Genomic DNA, 26,556 nt, shown 5'->3' with positions numbered 1-26,556 from the left:
AAATTTAAAGGTTTAAGGTTTAAAGTCGCTGAACAATCAAAACAACTTTAAACTTCAAACTTTAAACAATATTATATATTTTTGCGCCATGCAAAAGCTACAATTCCCTACTTATACATTTCGATTCAAAAATAGCGAAAATAAAGTGTCTATCTTTGATGAAATCAGGAAAAAATTCATCATCCTTACTCCCGAAGAATGGGTTCGTCAGCACGTAGTACGTTTTTTATTAGAAGAAAAACAGATTCCGAAATCCTTAATCAATGTTGAAAAAGTATTAAAAGTAAACGGTTTAAGAAAAAGATACGATGCAGTCGTCTATAATTCTGATGGTACTATTTACATTTTAGTCGAATGTAAAGCACCTGAAGTAAAAATTACCCAAGGAGTTTTTGACCAAATAGCCCGTTATAACATGACCATGAATGCCGAATATTTAATGGTAACCAATGGTTTGAATCACTACTTTTGCCAAATGGATTATGAAAATGAGAAATTCGATTTTCTACCCGATTTACCACAATACTCAATTAAAAAATGAAAATAGCAGTCGTTATCCTCAACTGGAATGGAGTCGCATTACTCCAGCAGTTTTTACCTTCAGTGATACAATATTCGCCCGAAGCCACTATATATGTAGCAGATAATGCTTCTACAGATAACTCTATACCTTATATAAAGGAGCATTTTCCAAACGTGAAAATTGTATTAAACAAAAAAAACTACGGTTTTGCTCAAGGTTATAACGAAGCCTTAAAACATATCGAAGCCGATGTTTACGCTTTGGTAAACTCCGATATTGAAGTAACCGAAAATTGGCTACAGCCCATCATTAAAACTTTTGAAAAAGAACCGAAAACTGCTGTAATTCAGCCCAAAATTTTAGATTTCAAAAACAAAGAATATTTTGAATATGCTGGTGCAGCTGGAGGTTTCATAGATAAATATGGTTATCCGTATTGCCGAGGACGTATTTTTGAAACAATCGAAAAAGACAATGGTCAATACAATGACGAAAAAGAAATATTCTGGGCATCAGGAGCATGCTTTTTCATTCGTGCCAATGTTTATAACGAATTAAAAGGATTCGACGATGATTTTTTTGCGCATCAAGAGGAAATCGATTTGTGTTGGCGCATCATCAACAAAGGTTTTATGATTAAATATAATTCAAAATCTACAGTATATCACGTAGGCGGTGCAACATTAGACCAAGGGAATCCCAAGAAAACCTATCTCAATTTCAGAAATTCCTTGTTCATGTTGGTAAAAAACTTACCCTCAAAATCAGTTTTTCCAATTCTTTTTTCCAGAATGATTCTGGACGGAGTTGCAGGATTAAAATTTATTTCAGAAGGGAAATGGAAACATTTTAGGGCTATTTTACAAGCTCATTTTAGCTTTTATAGCTCATTTATAATTAATTACAAAAAAAGAGCTTCGTCACAACGTTCAAACTACTTTAAAGAAAGGTCAATAGTCTACACGTATTATGTTAACAGTGGCAAGGTATTTGTTAACTAAAATTAACAGTACTTTATAAGTCTGTTTTGAACTTTAAGAACTAAATTTGTAATCCAAACCTAATTAATGAATTTATGAAAAAAATCGTAGTCGCATTATCAGTATTAACTCTTTTGACTTCTTGTGTATCCAAAAAGAAATACCAAGAACTAGAAAGTAGAAACAAAGAAACACAAGACTTATTAAATACTTGTACTGTAAAATTAAACAGTTGTCTTGAAGAAAAAGCTGGTCTTGCAGCAAGAGTAGATGGCTTGAGGGATCATAATGAAACTTTAATCACTACTTCTAAGAACTTAACGATGTTAACATCAAAAGGGGCTGAAAACTTAGAGAAATCTTTAGAAAGCTTAAAAGAAAAAGATTTAAGAATCACAAGATTACAGGATGCTATGACAAGAAAAGACAGTGTAACTCTTGCACTTGTATCTAGCTTGAAAAGCTCAGTTGGAATCTCTGATCCAGATATTGAAATCAATGTTGAAAAAGGTGTCGTTTACATCTCTATTGCTGATAAATTGTTATTCAAAAGCGGCAGCTATGAAGTAAGCGATAAAGCAAAAGGAGTTTTAGCTAAAGTGGCTAAAGTAGTTAACGACAAACCAGATTTTGAATGTATGGTTGAAGGTCACACAGATAGCGTTCCTTATGTTGGAAACGGTGTGTTACTAGACAATTGGGATTTAAGTGTAAAACGTTCTACTTCTATCATCCGTGTATTAACGAATCAATTAGGAGTTAAACCAGAGCAATTAATCGCTGCAGGTAGAAGTTCTTATGTTCCTTTAGTTTCAAACGATTCAGCTGAAAACAGAGCTCGTAACCGTAGAACTCGTATCATCGTATTGCCTAAAATTGATCAATTCTACGATATGATCGAAAAAGAAATGAAAAAACAACAAGGAAAATAAGATTTAGTTAGAAGTAACTAAACTTAGTACTTAATAGAAAACGTCCCGAGTAATTCGGGACGTTTTTTTTATGTGAAATTTGATAGTATTTCACTAACTACACAATTTTAAAAGTTATAATTGATACGCACAACTTATAACTCTTAACTTATAATTCATAATTTATTCTACAAGACATCTAAACTCCCTTTACCTTCTCTTATCACAACAGGCTCATGTTCAGACAAGTCGATAATAGTAGAACCTACATTATCTCCATAACCACCATCAATAACCAAGTCGACAAGATTTTGCCATTTTTCAAAAATTAATTCTGGATCAGTCGTATATTCCACAACATCATCTTCATCACGAATAGAGGTTGTGACAATTGGATTCCCCAATACTCGTACAATTTCAAGTACAATATTATTTTCCGGAACACGAATACCAACTGTCGTTTTCTTCTTAAATTCTTTTGGTAAATTATTATTTCCAGGTAAAATAAAAGTATAAGGCCCAGGCAAAGCTCGTTTCAAAATCTTGAAAGTAGCCGTATCAATTTGCCGAACATAATCAGATAGATTACTCAAGTCATGACAGATAAATGAAAATTTTGCTTTATCCAATTTTACCCCTTTGATACGTGCAATTTTTTCAAGGGCTTTACTGTTGGTAATATCACAACCCAAACCATATACTGTATCTGTGGGATAAATCACCAACCCACCTGCTTGTAACACCTTAACCACTTTGGCAATTGCTGCTTCGTTAGGTTTGTCTTCGTATATTTTAATGAATTCTGCCATCTTTTTTGTTTCAGGTTTTAGGTTTCAAGTTGTACAACAGGAAACTATTATTTTTTCTTCATTTTCGTTTTTACCACTCCTCTATTCCCAAAATCAATCGCTAATTTAATCCATCTAGCCAATTGCGTTTCGTTTATGTATGCTTCAGGCTCTATAAACAGGAAGTTTTTCATGCTTCTACCGGTAAAAGTCATAGGTTTTACATGGTTTTCTTCTAGTAAAGATTCATAAAACTCATCCATCACACGCAACATCATTTCGTCTTTCATTACTCCAATGCACATTTTATCAGCAATCATAAATGCATTGCCTCCAAACATTTTCTTTTCAATAAAGTCAATTTGTTTTTCGAGTAATTGTTTCTGAATCCGTAATGATAAAATTTCGTCGTAAGCCATTATTTTAATTGATTTTAACTACATCTAGTATTTACTAAGAATTAAGACACTCAAAAACAAATACTTAATTACCCAATAATATCCAACTTCGCAAAACGCAACAACAATTTTTTAATCCCCCCTACTTCAAATTTGATTTCGGCTTTTTTATCTCCCCCTACGCCTTCTATATTCAACACTTGCCCTTTACCAAAACGTTCATGCATCACTACATTACCAATAGTTAACTGGTTGTCGAACAAATTAGCCTTTGTAGATGATCCATTACTAGAAACAGGTTTTAGTTTCCGAACATTCATTTCTGACTTCGGATCATTTGGTGAAGCCGGTTTTGGCGGAACACCATTTAAAGGTTTAGACATTCTAAATTTAGATTTATCCACATCATCAAAAATATCTTTATCAATGGTGGATTGGTAACGGTAATTACTTTCAGCTGGCGTGAGGTATTCTAGATATTGGCTATCAATTTCCTCTATAAAACGAGACGGTTCGCAATCTGTCAATTTTCCCCAGCGGTAGCGCGATTGAGCGTAGGTCAAATACGCTTGATGCTCTGCACGTGTCAAAGCAACGTAAAACAAACGACGCTCTTCTTCTAATTCGCTACGAGTACTCATACTCATAGCGGATGGAAATAAATCTTCTTCCATCCCTACCACAAATACGTGAGGGAATTCTAAGCCTTTAGCCAAGTGAATCGTCATCAAACCTACTCGGTCTTGATCAGAAGTATCCTTATCTAAGTCAGTAGCCAAAGCAACATCTTCCATGAATTCTTCTAATGAACCTCTAGCTCCATCAATTTCTTTTTGCCCTTCGGTAAAATCCTTGATACCATTAAGTAGTTCTTCTATATTCTGAATACGCAACATTCCTTCCGGAGTGGCGTCTTTTTTTAATTCCTGTACCAAACCTGATTTTTTGGCGACATGATCCGTCAGGTAAAAAGCATCTTGGTTCTCATTAATCACTTGAAAACTACGAATCATCAAAACAAAATCTTTCAATTTTTGCTTGGTTCCATTGTTCAGTTTCAAATCGATTTTATCAATATTCTTCATGATTTCAAAAATCGAACGCTTGTAGTGATTGGCAGCAACAGTCAATTTTTCAACGGTTGTATCTCCAATTCCCCTAGCAGGATAATTAATCACACGTACCAAAGCTTCTTCGTCTTTTGGATTAATAACCAATCGCAAATAACAAAGCACATCTTTGATTTCTTTTCTTTGATAAAAAGATAAACCACCATAAATACGGTACGGTATATCTCTTTTTCGAAGCGCATCCTCCATCGCACGGGATTGTGCATTGGTGCGATACAAAATAGCGAAAGCACCATTATGCAGTTGGTTTTGCATTTTTTGTTCAAAAATAGTACTTGCTACAAATCGACCTTCCTCCGCATCGGTCATGCTGCGGTGTACTTTTATCTTGGGACCAAAATCATTGGCTGTCCAAACAATTTTATCGAGTTTTACTTTATTTTTATCAATAATCGTATTAGCCGCTTCTACAATGTTTTTAGTTGAACGGTAATTTTGCTCCAGACGATACATTTGTACACCTTCATAATCTTTTTGAAAATTCAAAATATTATTGATGTTCGCACCACGAAAAGCATATATACTTTGAGCATCATCACCAACCACACAAATATTTTGAAACTTATCAGACAAAGCTCTTACAATTAAATACTGCGAGTGATTTGTATCTTGGTACTCATCTACCATTATGTATCGAAAACGATTTTGATATTTAGCCAAAACTTCTGGAAAACGGGTTAGCAATTCGTTGGTTTTCAACAACAAATCATCAAAATCCATCGCACCCGATTTGAAGCAACGGTCTACATAATTTCTATATATTTCCCCCATACGAGGTTTTTTTGCCATCGCATCGGCTTCTTGTAAATCTGGATCGTTAAAATATGCTTTTACCGTTATTAAACTGTTTTTAAAGCTCGAAATTCGGCTCAAAATCTGTTTTGGCTTATAGATATCTTTATCCAGCTGCATTTCCTTAATAATACCCGAAAGTGCTCGCAAGGAGTCCTGTGAATCATAAATAGTAAAATTAGAAGGATACCCTAGTTTATCCGCTTCGGAACGTAACATACGGGCAAAAATAGAGTGGAAAGTTCCCATCCAAAGGTTTTTGGCCTCGCTTGCTCCCACAATAGATGAAATACGTTCTTTCATTTCACGTGCAGCTTTGTTCGTAAAAGTCAACGACAAAATATTAAATGCATCAATTCCTTGACTCATCAAATAAGCAATACGAATTGTCAACACCCGCGTTTTACCAGAACCGGCTCCAGCAATGATAATCATTGGGCCTTCTTTTTGCAAAACAGGTAATTGTTGGGCGTCGTTTAGTTGTGAAATATATTGTTGCATGAAAAATTCGATTTATGCAAAAATAAGAATTTAAGAGTTAAGAAAAGGGATGTTTTAAAAGTTTTAAAAGCCAAATGAAACGATACATCTAAATAAGAATGATACGAATAGTAGCAAATATTTTGTACAATAAATTCGAATTAACAAACAACAAAAGCTTTAATAGGAAGGTGGATTTTGTATAAAAATCACTAAAAAACTTTTCTAATAGTTGAATTCACCTTGTTAATAACTAAATAGTAAGGGACTTTACTGCCATAAGTACCATCATTAATAATTTTATACTTTATTTCTGAAGTTGATTTTTTTACAATTTTGCTATCATAAATGGAAGAAATACAACTTTCGATTAAGAATTCATCTTTTTCTGTAACATTCCATTTTTTGTCGAAATAAACAACTCGATACCCTTTCTCACCTTCACTTGCACCACACCTACCGCAAGCATTGTGATTCGAAATACTTTCAAAATAAAAAACAACTCTGTTTTGATCTTTTCTAATCGTTGAAGAGTAAAACGAATTGCCTCCATAACCTGAAAACAGTTTCAACAAATTAATCTCTTTCGAATTAGGTAATTTATAAATTTCAGATTCTTGTAAAATATTTATATTGTCTGAGTTTATTACAATTTCGGAAGACTTTTTAAGCGTTTTAAAAACACCCTTCAAATTCTCCCCCTTTACTTCTGAATATAAACCTCGATTAAAAAGTAACGCTTCTTGATAATTTGATTTTAAATACAAACTATCAATGGTTGAGTTTTTAGCTTGTTTACTCAAAGTTTTTGAGTAGTTAAGATGATTAGTTCCAAAATTAAACAACTTCATATTCCAGTCTTTCACAAAACCACTTAGTGGAATTTTGATTTTGTATTTATCGTAATAATACCAGCCCTCTACAAAAGTATCGTATCGATCACAGTCAATTATTTCTTTGTTTTCTAGAAATATTGTAACCGGAGAACTTTGAATTGTTCCCTTGAAAATTCTAGAATTTTCCGTTTTGGATATTACTTTATTTTGTCCATAAAAGGTCCCACTGCAAAGAATCAAAGCTATAAGTAAAATTTTCTCTTTCATGTAATTACAATCTACAAATTGATTCACTACTATTTAGTTTTATTTTAACTGTTCAAATTCAAATTCCCAACCTAATTCTTGTTTATACCATAATTTTCCGTTTTCAACAGATAGTGGAGAATCAAAATTATTGGTATAAAGTGCTCCTGTACCCAAACCTTGTGGCATGGAATTGTTTAATAAATAGGTCCATTGAGCAATAGCATTTAGTCCAATATTACTTTCTAAAGCTGACGTAATCCACCATCCAATGTTGTGTTTTTCGGCTAATAAAATCCACTCCATCGTTCCTTTGAACCCGCCTACAAAACTAGGCTTCAAAATGATGAATTGAGGCTTTATTTTTTGTAATAATACTTCTTTTTCTTCGCGTCTAAACACTCCTATAAGCTCCTCGTCTAGCGCAATTGGAAATGGTGTCATTTTACATAGATCTGCCATCCTGTCAGTGTTATTTTTTTGAATAGGCTGCTCAATACTATGTAGCTTAAATTCAGATAATTGATTTAATTTATCTAAAGCTTCATTTGAATCGAAAGCGCCGTTTGCATCAACCCTTATTTCCATTTGATCTGGACTAAAATGTGTTCGTATAAAGCGCAATAACGCCAGTTCTTTATCGAAATCTATAGCTCCTATTTTGAGTTTTATACAATGGAAACCTTGTTTTATTTTTTCCTGAATTTGTTCCATCATAAAATCGGTATCTCCCATCCAAACAAGACCATTTATTGGAATCGATTTTTCTTGATTAGTAAAGGCCGAAGGAAACAACAAAAACGGATTTTCACTAGACATAGATTGAAACGCCATTTCGACTCCAAACTGAATTGAAGGAAATTCAATCAAGTCTTCCCAAAGTTTGTTTTTACCCAGATGAATGTTCTCACAAGTCCATTGTAATTTGGCTTCATAATCCGGACGATCATCTGCACTTAGTCCGCGTAAAAGTCCGCACTCCCCGATTCCTTTTACTCCATCTTGTTCTATGATGATAAACCAAGTTTCTTTATGTGTAATAACACCTCTAGAGGTTCCAGAAGGGCGTTTGAAGTCGAGAATATATTTATGATAAGTTGCCGTCATTGTATATTGATTTAAAATTAACGATTGTAGATTAACGATTGCTGATTTTTTATTTTTTTACCGCAAAGTCGCAAAGTTCGCAAAGATTTTCAAAATCACGTTTTAAAGTTGATTTTTGAAATTAACCTTTGAAATTGATTCTTGACTTTTGATTTTTGAATCAGTTATTCCAAAACCTTCAAAATTTTCTCAAAATCATTGGATTGAATTCCGTTTTTTAGGAATAGAGAAAAATCGGCTTTTGTTTTTTGCATCCAGCTCAGGCTATCCGTTACGTTTTGCGTTTGGTATTCTTTGTATAGCTTTTTGGCTTTGGAATAGTCTCCGTTTAGAAGCAATGCGTGCGCCAAATGTAGTTTAACAAGCAACTCTGTAGCATCGAGTTTTTCGCCGGCTTCTAGTGTTTTTAAGGCTTTGGCGTATTGTTTGGTAATAACGTAACAATATCCCAAGTTTGCATAATCCAAAGCGGTGGCTTGACCATCTTTGACAATTATACTCAATTGCATAATTGCAGTACCGTAATTATTGTTTTTTGATTCTAATGAAGCTTTGGTGCGTAAATCGGCATAGATGGCCTTAGAAACGCTAGTTTCGCTGTAACAGCTGTTACCAAAATCCTTGTAGATTTTAGCTTGTTCCATGGTTAAGAGTTTTTGAAACTCGTCAAAACGGTATTGCTTTTGGATTTTCTCTTCGATGCAAATGCAAAAATCATCAGAATTGGTCATTTTTTGAGCCAAAGACGACGTTTTGCACTGATTAATAATGAATTTTCGATTCTCAACTGTCCAACCACGACTGAGTTTCGTATCTACCCATGGCACAATTTCGAGAATTATTTTTTGTTTCATAATCCAGTTGGTGCTTTCAAAACCAAACCATAGATTGCCTTTATTGTTTTTTAAACAAAGTGACTTATCAACAGAAAGTCTTTTGGCATCTTTACTCAAGGGTGTATCTTGAAAGTAGCAAGCGTCAGCCGTTTTTCCTGTTTTTTGATATTCTAAAGCGCTTTCATTTGATGTAAAAACTGCATACTTGCATTTATCATCACCCGATATTTTGGACATTAAGAAAACTGCTCCTGCAGAACCCTGACTTATTCCTGTTGGGTCTGGAATGGCTTTGAGTACAGAAACCAAGCTTCCGGCCATTTGCTGATTATTATCTAATAATGTAATTCTAAAAATCAATTCGGTGGTTCCTACGGGGAAATCGTCAGATTTAAGGGCAATTCGGTCACGGGCAGAAACCGAAATTTCTTTGGTCATGGCACGCTCTCTGTCCCAATATCCTTCTTTTTGTGCCTGAACCGACTGAAAACAAATGCTAATGAATAGCAATAAATATACTTTTTTCACTGAAATGGAATTGATTACGGACTGCCCTAGCCCAGATTGCAGCGGTATCCTCTTGTGGTAGCGATAGCGGACACAAGAGATATAGCGGAAAGCTGGAAATAGCTCCTAAATATTATAATTCGATGCTTTCGCCTATAGCTAGTAACATTAAATCTTTATCATTGTCAAAAAATTTCTGAATCGCTTCTTTATGATTGATTTCGATATAACCAAAAGTGTCGTAATGGTAGCCTAAAATCTTGTCGCATTGTACAAAATCAGAAGCCAAAATAGCATCCTCAACGTCCATCGTGAAGTTGTCTCCGATAGGCAGAATAGCCAAATCTAATTTGGTGCGCATGGGGATCAACTTCATATCCATCGTCAAAGCGGTATCGCCGGCGATGTAGATATTTTTGTGTTCGCCCTCGATAACAAATCCACCTGGATTCCCACCGTTATTGCCGTTAGGAAAAGAACTAGAATGAATGGCATTCACGTATTTTACTTTCCCAAATTCAAACTCCCAGCTTCCGCCGTGATTCATGGGGTGCGATGTAAAACCTTTGGCAGCGTAATAACCTGCGATTTCAGCATTGGAAACAATAACTGCATTGGTTCGCTTTGCAATTGCCTCTACGTCTACAATATGATCACCATGTGCGTGTGTGAGCAAAATAAAATCGGCCTCAAGGGTATTGATATCGATATGAGCCGCTGCAGGATTTGCAGAAATATAAGGATCAACGATGATGTTTTTTCCGCCTACTTGAATACCTAAAGAAGCGTGTCCGTAAAATGTGATTTTCATAGTTTTGTGGCTTTTGGCTATTAGCTTTACAATTGTTATTAAACAGTGACTTTTGAAATTGACCTTTGAAATTGACTGCTGGTTTTTAGCTTAACAATTCTTATTGATTTTTGAAATTTGATTTTTGATTTTTGAAAACTATCTTCCTCCCAAAAACAAATTCACTAATATATCTGAGAAAAAGAAAATCATACACAAAGACAATAAAACTGAAAGAGCAAAAGTACTCAAAGCTACTTTTTTCAATTCAGGATCTAATTCTTTGGGGTTCTTGTTTTTAGCAACGGTACTTAAATGTTTAATTAAAGGAATATATGCTAGCAAAAAGATATATTGATCAAAATTAAAGTCTTCTAAAACTGCAAAAAGCAGCACTAAAAACATTGCTGAAACAATCAAAAAATAGTGATATTGTTTCGCTTTGGCTCCACCTATTTTAACTACAATGGTATTTTTATTAGACTTTTTATCAGACTCTTCATCACGCATATTGTTAAGATTCAAAACCCCAACACTTAGCAAACCAATAGCGATTGCAGGTAAAAACAAGAAATCGTCTAGTTCTTTTGAATACAAGAAATTAACACCCAAAGTACTTACCAAACCAAAAAATATAAATACAAATAAATCACCATATCCACGATATCCATAAGCCGTATTCCCAACTGTATATCGAATAGCCGATATTATGGAAAGAATTCCTAACACCAAAAAGAATAGTGAATAAAAAATATTAGTTTTTCCAAACGCATAATAAATTAGTAAAACCGCTGATAGCAACGTTAGTGCCGAAGTGATAATAATTGCACGTTTCATGGCTGGGGCAGTAATTACCCCGCTTTGAATGGCACGTTTGGGACCTACTCGATCTTCATTATCTGTTCCTTTGACTCCATCACCATAGTCATTAGCAAAATTAGATAGGATTTGCAATCCCAAAGTAGTGAGTATTGCAAAACCAAATAACCTCCAGTTGAATACTTCGGTTGGTGTTAAGATATCAAAAGTAGGATGTGCCAAGGCATACATACTTCCTACGATTATTCCAGATACTGATAATGGTAAAGTGCGCAATCTTGCGGCTTCAATCCAATGTTTCATTATATTATAATTAGTTTAAAGTTTAAGGTTTAAAAATTTAAAGTTCCGTTCTAATAACATGAAACTTTAAACATGAAACCTTTCTATGGCAACCATTTCTTTTCAAAGTTAGGTTTTCTTTTTTCAAGGAAAGCGTTTCTACCTTCTTTAGCTTCTTCGGTCATATAGGCCAATCTTGTAGCTTCACCGGCAAAAACTTGTTGTCCTACCATGCCGTCATCTGTCAAATTCATAGCAAATTTCAGCATTTTAATAGCCATCGGTGATTTTCCTAAAATTTCTTGTGCCCATTCGTAAGCCGTATCTTCGAGTTCGTCATGCGGAATTACTGCATTCACCATACCCATTTCAAAAGCTTCTTGAGCTGAATAATTTCGACCTAGAAAGAAAATCTCTCTCGCTTTCTTTTGCCCGACCATTTTGGCCAAATAAGCAGAACCATAACCTCCATCAAAACTGGTAACATCGGCATCTGTTTGTTTGAAAATTGCGTGCTCCTTGCTTGCCAAACTCATATCACAAACCACATGTAAACTATGTCCACCACCAACTGCCCAACCTGGCACAACTGCAATTACGACTTTTGGCATGAAGCGAATTAAACGTTGTACTTCTAAAATATTCAAGCGGTGCTGTCCATCTTCGCCTACATAACCTTGGTGACCACGAGCGTTTTGATCTCCACCACTGCAAAAAGAATACACACCATCCTTAGTAGAAGGTCCTTCAGCAGAAAGTAACACTACTCCGATAGAAGTGTCCTCTTGTGCATTGTAAAAAGCATCGTATAATTCGGAAGTAGTTTTAGGACGAAAAGCGTTGCGTACATTTGGGCGGTTAAAAGCTATTCTAGCCACACCATTGCATTTTTTATAGGTGATATCTTCGTATTCTTTGGCAGTAATCCAATCCATTCTAGTTGGGTTTTTAATTTATAGTGTAAAAATAAATTATTTTCTTTGCATTACACAAATCTAATACTTGTATTTCCCTCTAAAGACAAATAGTTTACCCAATTCAAAATTAAAACATCAAAAAATATTCATTTAATAAAGTATTTTATTACTTTAAATCGTTATATTTAGAATAATCCACAATACTACTATCAATCGCTTATGAAAACATGGCATAAATACGCTTCCTTCATTAGAAACAATATTTTAACTTCTTCATCCAAAAATAAAGATTTAAAATACTGGCGGGATGATATGTTTACAAATACCATTATTTACATCATTCCTCTCAGCATAATTGCTTTACTTCCGTCCTTAATCTGGTCTTTTGAAGTAAAGCTATACGTCATGTGTACAATAGACACCTTAGCCCTATTAGTCGTTTTACTTATTGCCTTCAAAAAAGATATCAGCATAAAAAACAGGAAGCTACTATTTATTGGAGAAATATATATCCTAGGCACATTCCTTATTTATTATGCAGGACTAAACAGCACTCTTTATTTACTTGCAACTTGCTTCTTGTCAACATTCATACATAGCTTTAAAAATCAATACACACCTGCTTTATTGAATGTTTATATCTCAATTGCTTACATCATACTCTCATATCTAAATTTAACTCCCGTCCCCTCGATAACTTTCAATCCAATTGAGTTATTTGCAGTATTTTCAAATTTGATTTTTCTTAGTTTTTTGATGTGCGCACTTGTCCCTAAATTATTTCATGGTTTAGAGGAAAGCTTCAAAAAAAGCATCGAGCATAACAACAAAATTGAAAGACAGAATGAGATTTTAAAACAAATCACGTGGATTCAATCTCATATGGTTAGAGCTCCACTATCCCGATTGATGGCGATTACCGATCTTCTAAAAGAACATGATGTTACTGAAGAAGAAAAAGCTTTTTTTATAGAAAACATAATTATTTCCAGCAATGAGCTAGACAGCCTAATCCAAGAAATTGTGATAAAGTCAGAAAGTATTCGATTTGAATAAAACCGCATCCGCAGAATTTTAACAAATTTTTAGATCAAATGATTTCAACAGTTCCAAGTAATCCTTCTCCCGTTAATCCAATGATACTGTTAAAATTTAGAAAATAATTGCGTAATTATTATTTTGAAACCTTTTTTTTTACTAATTTAGACATAGTTAGTTGGAGCATTGGTCAAATATTTACAATACGGACTAACTGAAAATTATTTCACTGAATTATTAACCTAAAAAAAGATTATTGAAAAACACAACACGCTTTATCACTCTTTTTTGTACGGTACTAAATTTAAAATTCGGAAGAAAAGAGCCCAAATGGGAAACACTAAGATTAATTACAGTTAACACTGGTAGCATCAAAGGTTAAAAGTTGGATTACTATACTTGATTGCAAAATTAGTAAAATGAATAAGTAAAATCCAAAGACGATACTAAAAACCAAAGGTTCTAATAGGGATTGAAACAATTTTAGTAGTTAAAAAAGATAAGGAAAGATTCACGAGAAGGAAACAGCATATTTTAGTTTCCATTTGTTAAATAATACAGCACTTCAAAAATAAGAGGAGCTATTAAATAAGAGAAAGACTAATCACAATCGATTAGTCTTTCTTTTTTTATACTATAGTGACGATTCAATCAAATAAATTCCGTCCTCTTTTATTTCAATTAATTTCTCTCTGTACAGGGCACCAATTGCCTTTTTGAATATTTTTTTACTCATTTTCAGCACTGTCTTAATATCTTCAGGATGTGATTTGTCATTCAATCGCAAAAAACCACGACTTGCGCGCAACTCATTCAAAATCAATTCAGCATTCGGCTCCACACTAGCGTATCCTTGCTCTTGCAACGCTACGTCAATTTTATTATCAGGACGAATATTTTTAATAAATCCACGCATGCGGTCACCCGTACGAATAGCATCATCATAAACTTCATCTTTATACAACAAACCTTTGTGTAGCTCGTTGATGATTACGTTTATTCCAATTTCGGTGATATGAGACACGATTAAATCGACTTCTTCCCCTTTTTCAACGGTCAATTCTTCGTTTTTCAAAAACTGATTCGTTTTGCTCGAAGCTACCAAACGATTTGTTTTCTCGTCCATATATAGGTACACCAAGTAACGTTTCCCTTTTTCCATTGGACGTGCTTGCTCTTTGAACGGAACCAGAATATCTTTCTCCATCCCCCAGTCCATAAACGCACCAACTTGATTGGTATAATTCACACGCAACAGCGCAAATTCATTTAATAAAATATAAGGCTCCAAAGTGGTAGCTACAGGACGTTGTTCGTGATCCAAATACACAAAAACGATCAATTCCTCTCCTATATCAAAAACATTCGGCACATATTTATTAGGCAAAAGCACATCATGAACACCTTCGGGATCATTTTCGGGATCACCCAAAAACAAACCCACCTGAGTATCACGTAAAATCTTCAGCGCATTATATTTTCCTATTTTAATCATTTCTTCTAATTTTCTAAGCGGCAAAGGTACGAAGTTTGAAAATAGGAAGCCCCTACTTATTCCGCCCATTTTAGTTTTTAGGAGCAGACGAAACTACTTTTTTTCACGATTCCTCCCGTTTTCGGCTCAATCTCTTACTCCCTAAAGGTTGGGAGCAAGAGGATACCGCCTCAACCGGGGCTAAAAAACCACGAATATTTTCATAATTACATTTAAAAAAAAAGTTAGACACAAATAAATTAGTGCTAATTTGTGTAATTCGTGTCTGAATCTTATTCCTTTATCATCTCCATAAAATCGGTTTCTGATATAATCGGGATATTCAATTTATTGGCTTTATCCAATTTGGCAGGTCCCATATTATCACCCGCCACCACATAATGGGTTTTAGTCGAAATCGAACTTCCTACTTTTCCACCATTGTCTTCAATTGCTTTCTTTAAATCATCACGTGAAAATTCGGTAAATACTCCAGAAACTACAAATACTTTTCCTAGCAGGATTTCAGTAGCATTCAGATTTACTTTTTCTACGATTTCAAATTGAACACCCTGTTCTTTCAATCTTTCGATAATTAAACGGTTTTCGGTATTTTCAAAAAAGTCAATCACACTTTTCGCAATACGTTCTCCAATTTCGTCCACCAAAACTAAATCCATCAAAGTGGCTTTTGCCAGAGCATCAATGTTTTTGTAATGTTTGGCTAACTTTTTAGCTACCGTTTCACCCACAAAACGAATTCCCAAAGCATACAACACACGCTCAAAAGGAATATTTTTAGATTCAGCCACACCTTTAACTAAATTCTCAGCGGATTTTTGTGCCATTCGCTCTAAAGGAATAATTTGAGCTACACTAAGTTCATATAAATCAGCATAATTGCGCACCAAACCATTATTAAACAATAATGCTACCGTTTCACCACCAAGTCCTTCAATATCCATGGCTTTACGCGAAATATAATGCTGAATACGCCCAATAATTTGCGGAGGACAACCATAAAAGTTAGGACAATAATGATTGGCTTCTCCTTCTGATCGCACCAATTCGGTTTTACATTCAGGACAATGAGTAATATATTGTGTCTTTTCAGCAGTGGTAGAACGTTGCGACAAATCAACCATTATAATTTTCGGAATAATCTCTCCTCCTTTTTCGACAAAAACGATATCCCCAATACGGATATCTAATTTTTCGATTTGGTCTGCATTGTGCAACGAAGCTCTTTTTACAATCGTTCCCGCTAATTGCACGGGTTCCAAGTTAGCGACTGGAGTTATTGCTCCTGTTCTTCCTACTTGGTAAGAAATCGAATTTAAAACAGTAGAAACTTGTTCCGATTTGAATTTATACGCCATCGCCCAACGGGGAGATTTAGCCGTATAACCCAACTCGTCTTGGTACTGACGACTGTTTACCTTCACCACTACACCATCTGTTTCATAAGGCAAATCATGACGATGAACATCCCAATAATCTATAAAATCAAAAACTTCGTCCAAATTACTAGCTAACGTTGAAGCCGAAGGAACTTTAAATCCCCAGTTTCTCGCCGCTTCCAATCCTTCGAACTGAGAATCAAATGGTAAATTATCTCCAACTATTGAATACAACAAACAATCCAAAGGACGTTTTGCTACTTCAGCACTGTCTTGTAATTTCAAACTACCCGAAGCGGTGTTTCTAGGATTTGAATAGGGAGCTTCCCCTATTTCGATTAAATCCTGGTTCATTTTTTCGAAACCTTTAAAAGGCAAGATAATTTCCCCACGGATATCAAATTTAGGTGGATAATTCCCTTTTAATTTTAGCGGAATAGATCGAATCGTTTTTATATTGTTAGTCACGTCATCCCCTTGTAAACCATCACCACGAGTTACTGCACGAATTAAACGACCGTTTTCATAAGTGATGCTCATAGAAGCACCATCGTATTTTAACTCGCAAGTATATTCTAATGGAATTTCTCCTAATTGTTTTTGAGTTCGTTTTTCCCAATCCAACAAATCTTCTTTGGAATACGAATTATCCAAAGAATACATGCGTTGTTCATGCGCTACCGTCATAAAATTTTTAGTAATCGATCCACCTACTCTTTGTGAAGGCGAATTGACATCAAAATATTGAGGATTTTTTTTTTCTAACTCTTGTAGTTCTTTTAATTTGGAATCAAAATCAAAATCAGAAATTGTTGGATTGTCCAACACATAATAATTGTGATTGTGCTGGCTGAGTTCTTCTCTTAACAAAAGTATTTTTGGTAGCATATCCATAAAAAAAAATTGGCTATTTTAGTATTTAATTTTGCGTACTAAAATAACCAATTTAAAAGAAATAACATCCAAATTACGATTCAATAATCGTATTTATTTGTTTGTATAATTGTCCGTCACTTAAAAACGCACCTTGTTGAATCAGTGCGAATAAGGAGGCATTACGTTCTTCTGAAAATTCTTTTTTACCTACTTTCATTTCAATGGTGTCTGTGAACATATTATCACTCAACCACTGCAAGCCTTCATTAGTCAAAAAATCTACTTCAGGAACCAATGATTTCAATACAATTGAATTGATATAGGTGTCAAAAGTTTGAAATAGGAAAATATGATTTTTGGAAAAATGCTCCAAATGTTCTGCTTTAGAAAGTACTCCTTCCCAAATCAAATCAGAAAAAACGTCTAATTCTTGTTCGGCAACTTCTGGTTTATCCGCTTTAATACTATCCCATTCTCCTTTGTCAATTGATTGTGATGCTAGGAAATTGGTGAATTCTTGCGTTAATTCTTCAAATTGTTCTTTTGTTAATCTTGCGTATTTCATGTCATTGCGAGGAACGAAGCAATCTCGTTCCAAATTGTTAAAAGTTAATATGATGTTATTACTTTATAATCAGCAACAACAACAAACAAAAAAAATCCCGATTTTCATCGGGATTCTATATTCAATTGCGAATAATAAATTATTCAGCAATAATTTCGTAAGCTAATTCTACAATTACATCTCTATGTAAACGAACACTTGCAGTGTATTTACCAGTACGTTTAACGATACCGCTAGTGATGAATTTTCTATCAATTACTTGACCTCCTTTAGCTAAAACTGCAGCGATATCAATATTCGTGATTGAACCGAATAATTTTTCACCACCTGCTTTTGCAGAGATTTTGATTTCGATAGCTTTTAAAGCTTCTGCTAATGTTTGAGCATCAGCAACAACTTTAGCTTCTTTGTGAGCTCTTTGTTTTAGGTTTTCAGCTAATACTTTTTTCGCAGAAGAAGTTGCTAAATGAGCAAATCCTTGAGGAATTAAGAAATTACGACCGTATCCGTTTTTCACGTTTACTACATCGTCTTTAAATCCTAAATTTTGAACGTCTTGTTTTAATATAAGTTCCATGTTGTTGTCCTTTGTTATAGAAGTTAGTCCCGATAGCTATCGGGACAACAACTTTATTTTTAATTATTATTTAAGTAAATCGGCCACGTATGGCATTAAAGCTAAGTGACGTGCACGCTTAACAGCTACAGACACTTTTCTTTGGTATTTCAATGAAGTACCTGTTAAACGACGAGGAAGAATTTTTCCTTGCTCATTTACAAATTTCAATAAGAAATCAGCATCTTTATAATCGATATACTTGATACCTGATTTTTTGAAACGACAGTATTTCTTTTGTTTGTTAGTTTCTATGTTTAAAGGAGTAAGATATCTGATATCTCCGTCTTTTTTTCCTGAAGCAGATTGTTGTAATGTTGCCATGATAATTAAGCTTTTTGAGATTTAAGTTTTGCTCTTCTTCTTTCAGCCCAAGAGATAGCATGTTTGTCAAGACTTACAGTCAAGAAACGCATAATTCTTTCGTCACGTCTAAATTCAGTTTCAAAAGCGATTAAAACTTCTGGAGAAACGTTGAATTCGAACAAGTGATAAAAACCACTTTTCTTGTTTTGGATTTCGTAAGCCATCTTTTTTAGGCCCCAGTCTTCTTTGGATACCATTGTAGCCCCTCTAGTAGTAAGAAAATCTTCAAATTTGCTTACTGTTTCCTTCACCTGAACATCAGATAAAACGGGATTTAAAATGAAAACAGTTTCATAATGATTCATATTATATATGTATTTATTAATTTGGGTGCAAAAATAATTATTTTAATTCAACACACAAGCAAAAAGAACAATAATTCGACTAAATACATGAAAAACCGATTAAAGGCAAATAAATCCGATAAAATTAGTTTTATTTAAAAAAACATCTTATTTTTACAGAACCAAATCTTAAATAAAATAATTATGAAACTAAATTGTGTAGTTGTTGATGATAGCTCCATACAGCGGATGATTATAGCGAAGTTAGTAAATAATCATCCAAATCTACATTTAGTAGGTGATTTTTCTAATGCTATTGAAGCCAAAAGCTGTATGTCTATACATAATGTAGATTTAATCTTTCTCGATATTGAAATGCCTGTAATTAGTGGTTTTGATTTCTTGGATGGTTTGAAAACGAAGCCTCAAATTATTTTCGTTACTTCTAAAGCAGAATATGCTATGAAAGCCTTTGATTATGATGCTACTGATTATTTGCAAAAACCTATTGCAATCGATCGTTTTAACGCCTCAGTCAAAAGAGCTGTTGACCAGTATTTGTATAAAAATGATAATAAAGATGACGATGGAGAACATATTTTCATTAAAAGTAATTTAAAAAAATTAAAAATATTCACTTCTAAAATAAAATGGATTGAAGCTTTTGGAGATTACGTTAGAGTAGTAACAGAAGATGACAGCAATCTAGTTCTTTCTACTATGAAATCCTTCGAAGCTGACTTACCTGGAAACCGTTTTGTTAGAGTTCATAAATCCTACATTATAAATATTGACAAAGTAGAACGTTTCAATAGTAAATTTGCTGAAATTGGTCCAACAAAAATTCCGTTGAGTAGAAACAAAAAAGAAGATCTTGTTAAAGCACTTTCAATTGACTAGTTTTTAATAAAAATCTACGTTTATTGTCACTCTTATAGCTTTATACTGTGGTACAGCATCAAAACTATTCAATATTTTTTGGATAGTTTTTTTTGTACCATTAATTGACTTGTCTTGAGGGATTTTTATCATAATCGTCCTTATGTACTCATTCCTAATTCTGTTAATTGCAGGCTCTTCTGGCCCTAAAATCGGAATATTCAAGTTTTGGGTCAACACATTATACAACCACGCTGCTCCTTCATTCAATTTATTATATTCTCTTTGTCTTAAAGTCAATTTTACAATCCTATAATAAGGTGGATAATAATAAATTTTTCGATCATACAATTGCTCCTTATACATTCCCATATAATCATTGCGAGTCACTTGCTGAATTGTATTATGATTTGGATTATACGTTTGAATCACAACTTTTCCTTGTTTAGAAGATCTTCCCGCCCTTCCAGCAACCTGAGTCATCATTTGAAAGCTTCTTTCAAAAGCTCTAAAGTCAGGATGAAATAGCATATTATCAGCGTTCATAATCCCTACCAAACTTACGTTATCAAAATCCAAACCTTTGGCTAACATTTGGGTTCCCACCAAAATATCAATTTCTTGATTTTTAAAACTATCAATAATTTTTTCAAAACCAAATTTTCCACGAGTCGTATCTTGATCCATTCTTCCAATTTTAGCATTTGGAAAAAGCTGCACCAACTCTTGCTGGATCTGTTCTGTCCCAAAACCTTTAGTCGTCAAATCAATACTAGAACAATTATGGCAATTGGTGGGTTTCGCAATAGAATAACCGCAATAGTGACACCGCAATTGGTTTTTATGTTTATGATAGGTCAAACTTACATCACATTGTTGACACTGTGGTACATGGCCGCATGTCATACATTCTAATAAAGGCGAATACCCTCTCCTGTTTTGAAACAAAATTACCTGCTCTCCTAATGAAACAGCATTAGTAATTCTCTCGATTAAAATATGGCTAAAATGGCCCGTCATTTGTTTTCGAAAATATTTATCCTTAATATCTACCAACTCGATTTCTGGCATCAAGACTTTTCCAAAACGTTCTGTAATGGTCGCCAAGCCATATTTATTAGTTTGAGTATTATAATAGGTCTCTAAACTTGGAGTTGCAGATCCTAGTAGTACTTTGGCCTTGTATAAATTAGCCAAAACAATGGCAGCATCACGAGCATGATATCGTGGTGCAGGATCCATTTGCTTAAAAGTTTGTTCATGTTCCTCATCAATAACCAACAAACCTAAATCTTGGAAAGGCAAAAATAACGAAGATCGAGAACCAATTACAATTTGCGCTTTTTCGGCTTTATGCAATACTTGATTCCAAACTTCAACTCTTTCATTATTATTATATTTAGAATTAAAAACAGCTATTTTATTACCAAAATAAGCCCGTAATCTACTAACCAGTTGCGTACTTAAAGCAATTTCCGGCAACAGATACAAAACCTGTTTTCCTGTAGCAATATATTCTTCAATCAGTTTTATGTAAATCTCAGTTTTCCCACTCGAAGTCACCCCGTGCAAAAGACAAACATCCTTTGTCTCATAACATTGCCTGATGGTGTCGAAAGCATTTTCTTGTGCCTCACTCAAAACAATTTGATCTTCAGAAGATTTCCCTTTAAACTGCACCCTATCTTCTTGAATAAAATACTCTTCAAATATTTCTTTATCAATTAAAGCTTTGATTATAGCTGAACTTGTATTGGCAACTTCTGTTAGTTTTTTTACCGCAATAGGTTTCTTTTCAACAGCACTAATCTGAAAATAGGATAATACAATTTCTTTTTGCTTAGCAGCATTTTTCAACATTTCCAATAACAAACTCAAACCTTCATTCGAATCGTATTTAGAATGCAAACGAATGTAACGAACCAATTTTGGCTTATAACTCTCTTGAATTTCTTCTTCTAATATTATAATATTTTTATCAATCATTTTTTGAATGACTGGAAAAACTGTTTTCTTATTTAAAATTGCACTGACTTCCTGAATTTTCAATGATGATTGTAGCTGTAACGCTTGATAGATCAAGTATTCCTCGTCTGACAACTGAGCTTCATCTACAAAAACACCTTGTTTTTGGAGAATTTGAGTTTCACTTTCTAGTAAAAAAGCTGAAGGCATAGCCGCTCTATATACATCTCCTATAGCACACATATAGTAGGTAGCAATCCATTGCCAATGTACAATTTGATCTTCGGTAACTATTGGTTTTTCATCTAGAATTTGATGGATTTCTTTGGCATCATATAAACTGGGTTTGTTTTGATGAATGTCAATAACCAAAGCCGTATATATTTTATTTTTTCCAAAAGGTACCGCCAATCGCATTCCTTTTTTAATATAATTATATTCAGCTTCTGAAACACTATAAGTAAATGTTTTAGCAAGTGAAAGTGGCATAATAACTTCAACAAAAAAAAGCATTTGGTATAATTTATAAGTGATTTAGGTAAAATTGAAATTTATTTTTCGTTTTTTTCTTGAAATTTTTCCTTTTTTAATTTACCAATTGTTGCATTCAACTCAAATCCAAGGAGTAAAACCATACAGTTAATCCAGATATAAAACATAACAATTAATAAGGTTCCTATGGAGCCATACAATTCATTATACTTAGAGAAATGAATGACCCAAATTCCAAAAAAATAAGAAATCACAATGGTTAATAATGTTGAAAATATTGATGCTACAGATATAAACGCTCCTTTATAATTATGCTTGGTACCAAATTTAAACAATATAGAAGTCGTGATTAGTAACATTAATATCAAAAAAGCATATCTACCCATAATGATAAAAGGAATACTATCACTCAAAACATCCTGAATTGCCTTCAATTGAATAACAATTTCAAATACAACAATAATGGCTACTGTCAAGATCAACAAGAAAGACAAAAATAATGACATTCCCAATGCCACTAAATACTGTTGAAAAAAACCTCTTTTCACCAATACGTGTGCTGATTTTTCAAAACCACCCAAAATTGCATTCAGTCCATTAGCCATTAAAAAAATGGATAATAAAAAACCCGTAGATAATAATCCGGAGTGACTATTATTAAGGATATCATCAATAATACTTTCAATAGCCGTATACGTATTAGGAGGAACTCCATCAGCAACAAATTCTAAAAAATCTTGTTGAAATCCTTCAATTGGAATATAAGGAATCAAATTCAAGATAAATAAGGCAAATGGAAATAATGCCATGAAAAAACTAAATGCAATCGACCCTGCTCTATTAGAAAATGCCCCCTCGGTTAAACCAAGTCCGTACAGTTCCAATAAATCGTATAAAGTAAGCCCTTCTAGTCTAGGAAGTTTTACTTTTTTTAACCCCTTTACTACGCTTCGTAGTACAGGGACTCGATTGATTATTTCTTCAATTTCTGCTGACATTAATCGATAATTTATTTACTAGAATTAATTCTAAAAAGCTTTCAAACTTAAATCCATATTATAAATAGAATGCGTTAATGCACCTGAGGAAATGTAGTTTACACCACACTCTGCATACTCCCTAATAGTTTCTTCATTAATATTTCCAGATGATTCAGTCAAACACTCATTTCCTATTAAAGCCACCGCTTCTCTAGTCATATCATAATCAAAATTATCTAATAGTATTCTAAAAACTCCTTTGCAAGCCATAATTTCTTTGACTTCTTCAATATCTCTCGCTTCCACAATAATTTTTAAATTGCGATTTTGAGCTGTCAAATATTCTTTTGTTTTGGCAATTGCCAACGAGATTCCGCCTGCAAAATCAATATGATTGTCTTTCAACATCACCATATCATAAAGAGCAAAACGATGGTTCTCGCCACCACCTATTTTCACAGCCCATTTTTCGGCCACTCTAAAGCTAGGTGTTGTTTTTCTAGTATCTAATATTTTGGTATTCGTCCCAGCTAATAATTGAACATAACTATTGGTTTTAGTCGCAATAGCCGACATTCTTTGCATCGAATTCAGCACTAATCGCTCCGCTTTCAATATTGACTGTGAACTCCCAGAAACATGAAAAACAACGTCTCCAAATTTCACAGCAGCACCGTCCTCTATAAAAGTTTCCACTTGCAAGTTAGGGTCTACATATTCAAAAATCATTTTTGCAAAAGCCACTCCAGCAATAATTCCGTTGTCTTTTACCAAAAGTTTTGCTTTTCCTTGCGCCGACTCTGGTATGCAGGCCAACGAACTATGATCACCATCCCCTACGTCTTCTCGGATAGCATTCGCAATTAAGATTTGTAATTCGTCCTGGAATTGAGCTTCAGTAATCATTTGGTATCATTATTTATTTAGGCTAAAATAGGACATTTTTGGCGAAATGAAAATTAGTTCCCGAGTCTTTATCATTTTTTATCAACCACAATCGTCCAATCAATTAAGTTAAAAAGTTTCCGGGTGTGCCAGCAGTAAGAAAAGGGGCTTATTTCACTTTGTCTTTATTCAGCCCCTTTCCTTACTGCTGTCGGGCTCTCGGCGCTACTTCGGTAGCTCGCCTCCATCCCTCACACAAAACAGTCCTTACGTAGTAAATACCTTTTTCTAAAACAATCTTTAATTCCCATTGATTAAATAATAAAAGTAGCAGGTGTTTTTCCTGTATTTTTCTTAAACATATATATAAAAGCACTCGTGTTTTCATACCCTAAGCCCAATGCAATCTCCTTCACGGATTTCTTGTCTCCCAACATTTTTATAGCTTCCATTAGTTTTAATCGAATGCACCAATCGCTAAAGTTTATTCCTAATTCCTTAATAAAAAGCCGTGACAAGGTCCTACTACTGACACAAGCAACATCCGCATAATAATCTATAGTGTGTTTACTTGCTTTATTACTCATCAGTAAATCAATTATTTTTTTCAACTTCATGTTATTACTCATAGGCAAAAAAGTTTCGCTAGGAACAATTAATGCCATTTCATCCAAAAAAACGGCAATAATTCTTTCTTGAATTAACATAAGCTCATCATCCGTTTTAAAAGAAATAATTTTAAATAGTAATTCCTTTAGAAAAATAGAAATATCAAAAGCGCAACTTTTTGCGGGCAAACTGCTAGCGACCGATGGATCTATAAAAGCACTGTACAACCCCACATTCTTTTGAAAATAGACTTGATGCGCCGCTCCCCCAGGAATCCAAATTGCTTGCAGTGGATTAACAAACCAAATTTGATTTTCGACAATGACCTTCATAACACCAGTCGTAGCGTATAACAACTGTCCACGAGGATGTGAATGTGTCAAGCAAACAGCATCCGAAATAACTTCGGTATACCCTATGATGGGTAACAATGGATTTATTTGAAATCCATAATCCATGACCGAATATGTCTGATAATCATTATTCATTGTTCAAATATAGTAATTTGGACAGAATGTTTTAGCCGAACTTTGTAAAATAAAAAAAATGCCTCATGCAAGCAGAAATCCCATCGATAGTCAAAACTAGAGAATCACCCGAATTTGTCCAGAAGACTATCTTCTCTATTCTGTTCACTATTAGTTTTGCACATTTTATAAATGATTTACTGCAAGCTATCATTCCAGCTGTTTATCCATTGTTCAAAGAAAAATTCCAACTTAGCTTTGCTCAAATTGGTATGATCACTTTTACGTACCAACTAACCGCTTCCATTTTACAGCCATTTGTTGGAATGTACACCGATAAAAGATCTAAACCTTTTTCCTTAATAATAGGAATGTCATTTACCTTAGTTGGACTTTTTTTTGTTTCCATTGCTGACAGCTTTACTCATCTTTTAATTGCAGTAAGCTTAATTGGTATAGGTTCCTCTATTTTTCACCCTGAATCCTCCCGAGTAGCCCATTTGGCCTCTGGCGGTAAAAAAGGATTAGCACAATCTATTTTTCAATTAGGCGGTAATGCGGGTAGCGCAATTGGTCCTTTACTAGCTGCTTTAATTATCATGCCAAACGGACAATACTACATTATTTACTTTTGTTTGATTGCCTTACTAGGTATCTTTGTTTTGTACAAAATAGGTATTTGGTATCGTGACCATTTAGAATTAAAACGCATCAATAAAACGGTCGAAAGAACAATTGTTCATCATTTATCAAGAAATAGAGTTATTTCATCACTGGTTATATTATTGATTTTGATATTCTCAAAATATTTCTATTTAACCAGCATAACGAGTTACTATACGTTCTTTCTTATTGATAAATTCCATGTTAGCATTCCAGAATCCCAAATGTATTTATTTGTGTTTTTGGGCGCTGTTGCAGTTGGAACATTTATTGGTGGTCCATTGGGTGATAAATTTGGTCGAAAATATGTAATTTGGGCCTCTATTCTTGGAGTCGCACCTTTTACGCTTATTTTACCGTACGCATCCTTATTTTGGGTTGGCATTTTATCCGTAATAATAGGATTAATACTGGCTTCTGCTTTTTCTGCAATTTTGGTATATGCCACCGAGTTATTGCCTGGAAAAGTAGGTCTGGTAGCGGGGCTTTTCTTTGGGTTTGCTTTTGGGATGGCTGGAATTGGATCTGCTGTTTTAGGAAAACTTGCCGATATGACTTCTATAGAATATATTTTTCAAGTCTGTGCATTTTTACCTTTAATCGGTATTATAACTGGATTTTTGCCCAACATTGAAACTAAAAACGATAATTAAAA

The 26,556-nt window shown here is 34.0% G+C and carries 25 protein-coding genes; 6 read left to right on the top strand and 19 right to left on the bottom strand.

What is annotated here, in order from left to right; genetic code table 11:
* The first annotated feature begins 88 nt into the window (after positions 1 to 88).
* The 3 genes from ABZP37_RS11715 (at position 89) to ABZP37_RS11705 (ending at position 2,435) form a co-directional block, all read left to right on the top strand.
* Positions 89 to 541, top strand: a complete 453-nt coding sequence (locus ABZP37_RS11715; protein WP_366183215.1) for a type I restriction enzyme HsdR N-terminal domain-containing protein — start codon at positions 89 to 91, stop codon at positions 539 to 541.
* Positions 538 to 1,524 carry a glycosyltransferase family 2 protein gene (locus ABZP37_RS11710; RefSeq protein WP_366183213.1) on the top strand — a complete coding sequence of 329 codons (987 nt, stop codon included), beginning with the start codon at positions 538 to 540 and terminating at the stop codon, positions 1,522 to 1,524. Before ABZP37_RS11715 ends, ABZP37_RS11710 begins: the two co-directional genes overlap by 4 nt.
* Before the next feature lie 74 nt (positions 1,525 to 1,598).
* Positions 1,599 to 2,435 carry an OmpA family protein gene (locus tag ABZP37_RS11705; RefSeq protein WP_366183212.1) on the top strand — a complete coding sequence of 279 codons (837 nt, stop codon included), beginning with the start codon at positions 1,599 to 1,601 and terminating at the stop codon, positions 2,433 to 2,435.
* A 167-nt stretch (positions 2,436 to 2,602) separates the two neighbouring features.
* Here the strand turns inward: ABZP37_RS11705 and ABZP37_RS11700 are convergent, their stop codons facing one another.
* From ABZP37_RS11700 to ABZP37_RS11660, 9 genes are all read right to left on the bottom strand, one after another.
* Positions 2,603 to 3,223, bottom strand: coding sequence for an L-threonylcarbamoyladenylate synthase (locus ABZP37_RS11700; protein ID WP_366183211.1), 621 nt, complete (start codon positions 3,221 to 3,223; stop codon positions 2,603 to 2,605).
* 47 nt (positions 3,224 to 3,270) lie between these two features.
* Entirely contained in the window at positions 3,271 to 3,621 is a 351-nt protein-coding gene (locus ABZP37_RS11695) for a TfoX/Sxy family protein (protein ID WP_366183209.1), read from the bottom strand.
* A gap of 68 nt (positions 3,622 to 3,689) precedes the next feature.
* Positions 3,690 to 6,023: a UvrD-helicase domain-containing protein gene (locus tag ABZP37_RS11690; RefSeq protein ID WP_366183207.1), complete on the bottom strand. Its 2,334-nt coding sequence runs from the start codon at positions 6,021 to 6,023 to the stop codon at positions 3,690 to 3,692.
* Positions 6,024 to 6,214: 191 nt separating this feature from the next.
* Positions 6,215 to 7,132: a hypothetical protein gene (locus ABZP37_RS11685; RefSeq protein ID WP_366183205.1), complete on the bottom strand. Its 918-nt coding sequence runs from the start codon at positions 7,130 to 7,132 to the stop codon at positions 6,215 to 6,217.
* Positions 7,133 to 7,144: 12 nt separating this feature from the next.
* Positions 7,145 to 8,191, bottom strand: a complete 1,047-nt coding sequence (locus tag ABZP37_RS11680) for an o-succinylbenzoate synthase (RefSeq protein WP_366183203.1) — start codon at positions 8,189 to 8,191, stop codon at positions 7,145 to 7,147.
* Between the two features lie 164 nt (positions 8,192 to 8,355).
* Positions 8,356 to 9,555 carry a hypothetical protein gene (locus ABZP37_RS11675; protein WP_366183201.1) on the bottom strand — a complete coding sequence of 400 codons (1,200 nt, stop codon included), beginning with the start codon at positions 9,553 to 9,555 and terminating at the stop codon, positions 8,356 to 8,358.
* Between the two features lie 112 nt (positions 9,556 to 9,667).
* Positions 9,668 to 10,345, bottom strand: a complete 678-nt coding sequence (locus tag ABZP37_RS11670; protein ID WP_366183199.1) for a metal-dependent hydrolase — start codon at positions 10,343 to 10,345, stop codon at positions 9,668 to 9,670.
* Positions 10,346 to 10,483: 138 nt separating this feature from the next.
* Positions 10,484 to 11,446, bottom strand: a complete 963-nt coding sequence (menA, locus tag ABZP37_RS11665; protein ID WP_366183197.1) for a 1,4-dihydroxy-2-naphthoate octaprenyltransferase — start codon at positions 11,444 to 11,446, stop codon at positions 10,484 to 10,486.
* An 83-nt stretch (positions 11,447 to 11,529) separates the two neighbouring features.
* Positions 11,530 to 12,360, bottom strand: coding sequence for a 1,4-dihydroxy-2-naphthoyl-CoA synthase (locus ABZP37_RS11660; protein WP_366183195.1), 831 nt, complete (start codon positions 12,358 to 12,360; stop codon positions 11,530 to 11,532).
* A gap of 201 nt (positions 12,361 to 12,561) precedes the next feature.
* Here ABZP37_RS11660 and ABZP37_RS11655 point away from each other — a divergent pair, with 201 nt between their 5' ends.
* On the top strand, positions 12,562 to 13,398 hold the full coding sequence (locus ABZP37_RS11655; protein ID WP_366183193.1) for a hypothetical protein: 837 nt from the start codon (positions 12,562 to 12,564) through the stop codon (positions 13,396 to 13,398).
* Positions 13,399 to 14,014: 616 nt separating this feature from the next.
* Here ABZP37_RS11655 and ABZP37_RS11650 read toward each other — a convergent pair.
* The 6 genes from ABZP37_RS11650 to rpsF form a co-directional block, all read right to left on the bottom strand.
* The gene (locus tag ABZP37_RS11650) at positions 14,015 to 14,875 is read right to left on the bottom strand and encodes a S1-like domain-containing RNA-binding protein (protein WP_366183191.1); all 861 of its coding nucleotides are present in this window, start codon (positions 14,873 to 14,875) and stop codon (positions 14,015 to 14,017) included.
* Between the two features lie 272 nt (positions 14,876 to 15,147).
* On the bottom strand, positions 15,148 to 17,148 hold the full coding sequence (ligA, locus tag ABZP37_RS11645; RefSeq protein ID WP_366183189.1) for an NAD-dependent DNA ligase LigA: 2,001 nt from the start codon (positions 17,146 to 17,148) through the stop codon (positions 15,148 to 15,150).
* A gap of 73 nt (positions 17,149 to 17,221) precedes the next feature.
* Positions 17,222 to 17,695, bottom strand: a complete 474-nt coding sequence (locus tag ABZP37_RS11640) for a DUF6495 family protein (protein WP_366183187.1) — start codon at positions 17,693 to 17,695, stop codon at positions 17,222 to 17,224.
* A gap of 139 nt (positions 17,696 to 17,834) precedes the next feature.
* The gene (rplI, locus tag ABZP37_RS11635; protein ID WP_366183185.1) at positions 17,835 to 18,272 is read right to left on the bottom strand and encodes a 50S ribosomal protein L9; all 438 of its coding nucleotides are present in this window, start codon (positions 18,270 to 18,272) and stop codon (positions 17,835 to 17,837) included.
* Positions 18,273 to 18,338: 66 nt separating this feature from the next.
* Positions 18,339 to 18,635: a 30S ribosomal protein S18 gene (gene rpsR / locus ABZP37_RS11630; protein WP_066077030.1), complete on the bottom strand. Its 297-nt coding sequence runs from the start codon at positions 18,633 to 18,635 to the stop codon at positions 18,339 to 18,341.
* 5 nt (positions 18,636 to 18,640) lie between these two features.
* Positions 18,641 to 18,982 (bottom strand): 30S ribosomal protein S6, encoded by a 342-nt coding sequence (gene rpsF, locus ABZP37_RS11625; RefSeq protein WP_366183183.1) that lies wholly within the window; start codon positions 18,980 to 18,982, stop codon positions 18,641 to 18,643.
* Between the two features lie 183 nt (positions 18,983 to 19,165).
* On the opposite strand from rpsF, the gene ABZP37_RS11620 reads away from it, so the two are divergent.
* Positions 19,166 to 19,861: a LytTR family DNA-binding domain-containing protein gene (locus ABZP37_RS11620; RefSeq protein WP_366183181.1), complete on the top strand. Its 696-nt coding sequence runs from the start codon at positions 19,166 to 19,168 to the stop codon at positions 19,859 to 19,861.
* Positions 19,862 to 19,864: 3 nt separating this feature from the next.
* Here ABZP37_RS11620 and priA read toward each other — a convergent pair whose 3' ends face one another.
* From priA to ABZP37_RS11600, 4 genes are all read right to left on the bottom strand, one after another.
* The gene (priA, locus tag ABZP37_RS11615; protein WP_366183179.1) at positions 19,865 to 22,318 is read right to left on the bottom strand and encodes a primosomal protein N'; all 2,454 of its coding nucleotides are present in this window, start codon (positions 22,316 to 22,318) and stop codon (positions 19,865 to 19,867) included.
* 38 nt (positions 22,319 to 22,356) lie between these two features.
* Positions 22,357 to 23,295 carry a YihY/virulence factor BrkB family protein gene (locus ABZP37_RS11610; RefSeq protein ID WP_366183177.1) on the bottom strand — a complete coding sequence of 313 codons (939 nt, stop codon included), beginning with the start codon at positions 23,293 to 23,295 and terminating at the stop codon, positions 22,357 to 22,359.
* A 30-nt stretch (positions 23,296 to 23,325) separates the two neighbouring features.
* Positions 23,326 to 24,183, bottom strand: a complete 858-nt coding sequence (gene nadC / locus ABZP37_RS11605) for a carboxylating nicotinate-nucleotide diphosphorylase (protein WP_366183175.1) — start codon at positions 24,181 to 24,183, stop codon at positions 23,326 to 23,328.
* A 293-nt stretch (positions 24,184 to 24,476) separates the two neighbouring features.
* Positions 24,477 to 25,259 (bottom strand): helix-turn-helix transcriptional regulator, encoded by a 783-nt coding sequence (locus tag ABZP37_RS11600; RefSeq protein WP_366183173.1) that lies wholly within the window; start codon positions 25,257 to 25,259, stop codon positions 24,477 to 24,479.
* Positions 25,260 to 25,324: 65 nt separating this feature from the next.
* Here ABZP37_RS11600 and ABZP37_RS11595 point away from each other — a divergent pair, with 65 nt between their 5' ends.
* Positions 25,325 to 26,554, top strand: coding sequence for an MFS transporter (locus tag ABZP37_RS11595; protein WP_366183171.1), 1,230 nt, complete (start codon positions 25,325 to 25,327; stop codon positions 26,552 to 26,554).
* The last annotated feature ends 2 nt before the right edge of the window (positions 26,555 to 26,556 follow it).

This window comes from Flavobacterium ovatum (assembly GCF_040703125.1).
In the GTDB taxonomy this organism is placed as follows: domain Bacteria; phylum Bacteroidota; class Bacteroidia; order Flavobacteriales; family Flavobacteriaceae; genus Flavobacterium; species Flavobacterium ovatum.
This window is presented reverse-complemented; position numbering and strand designations above follow the sequence as displayed.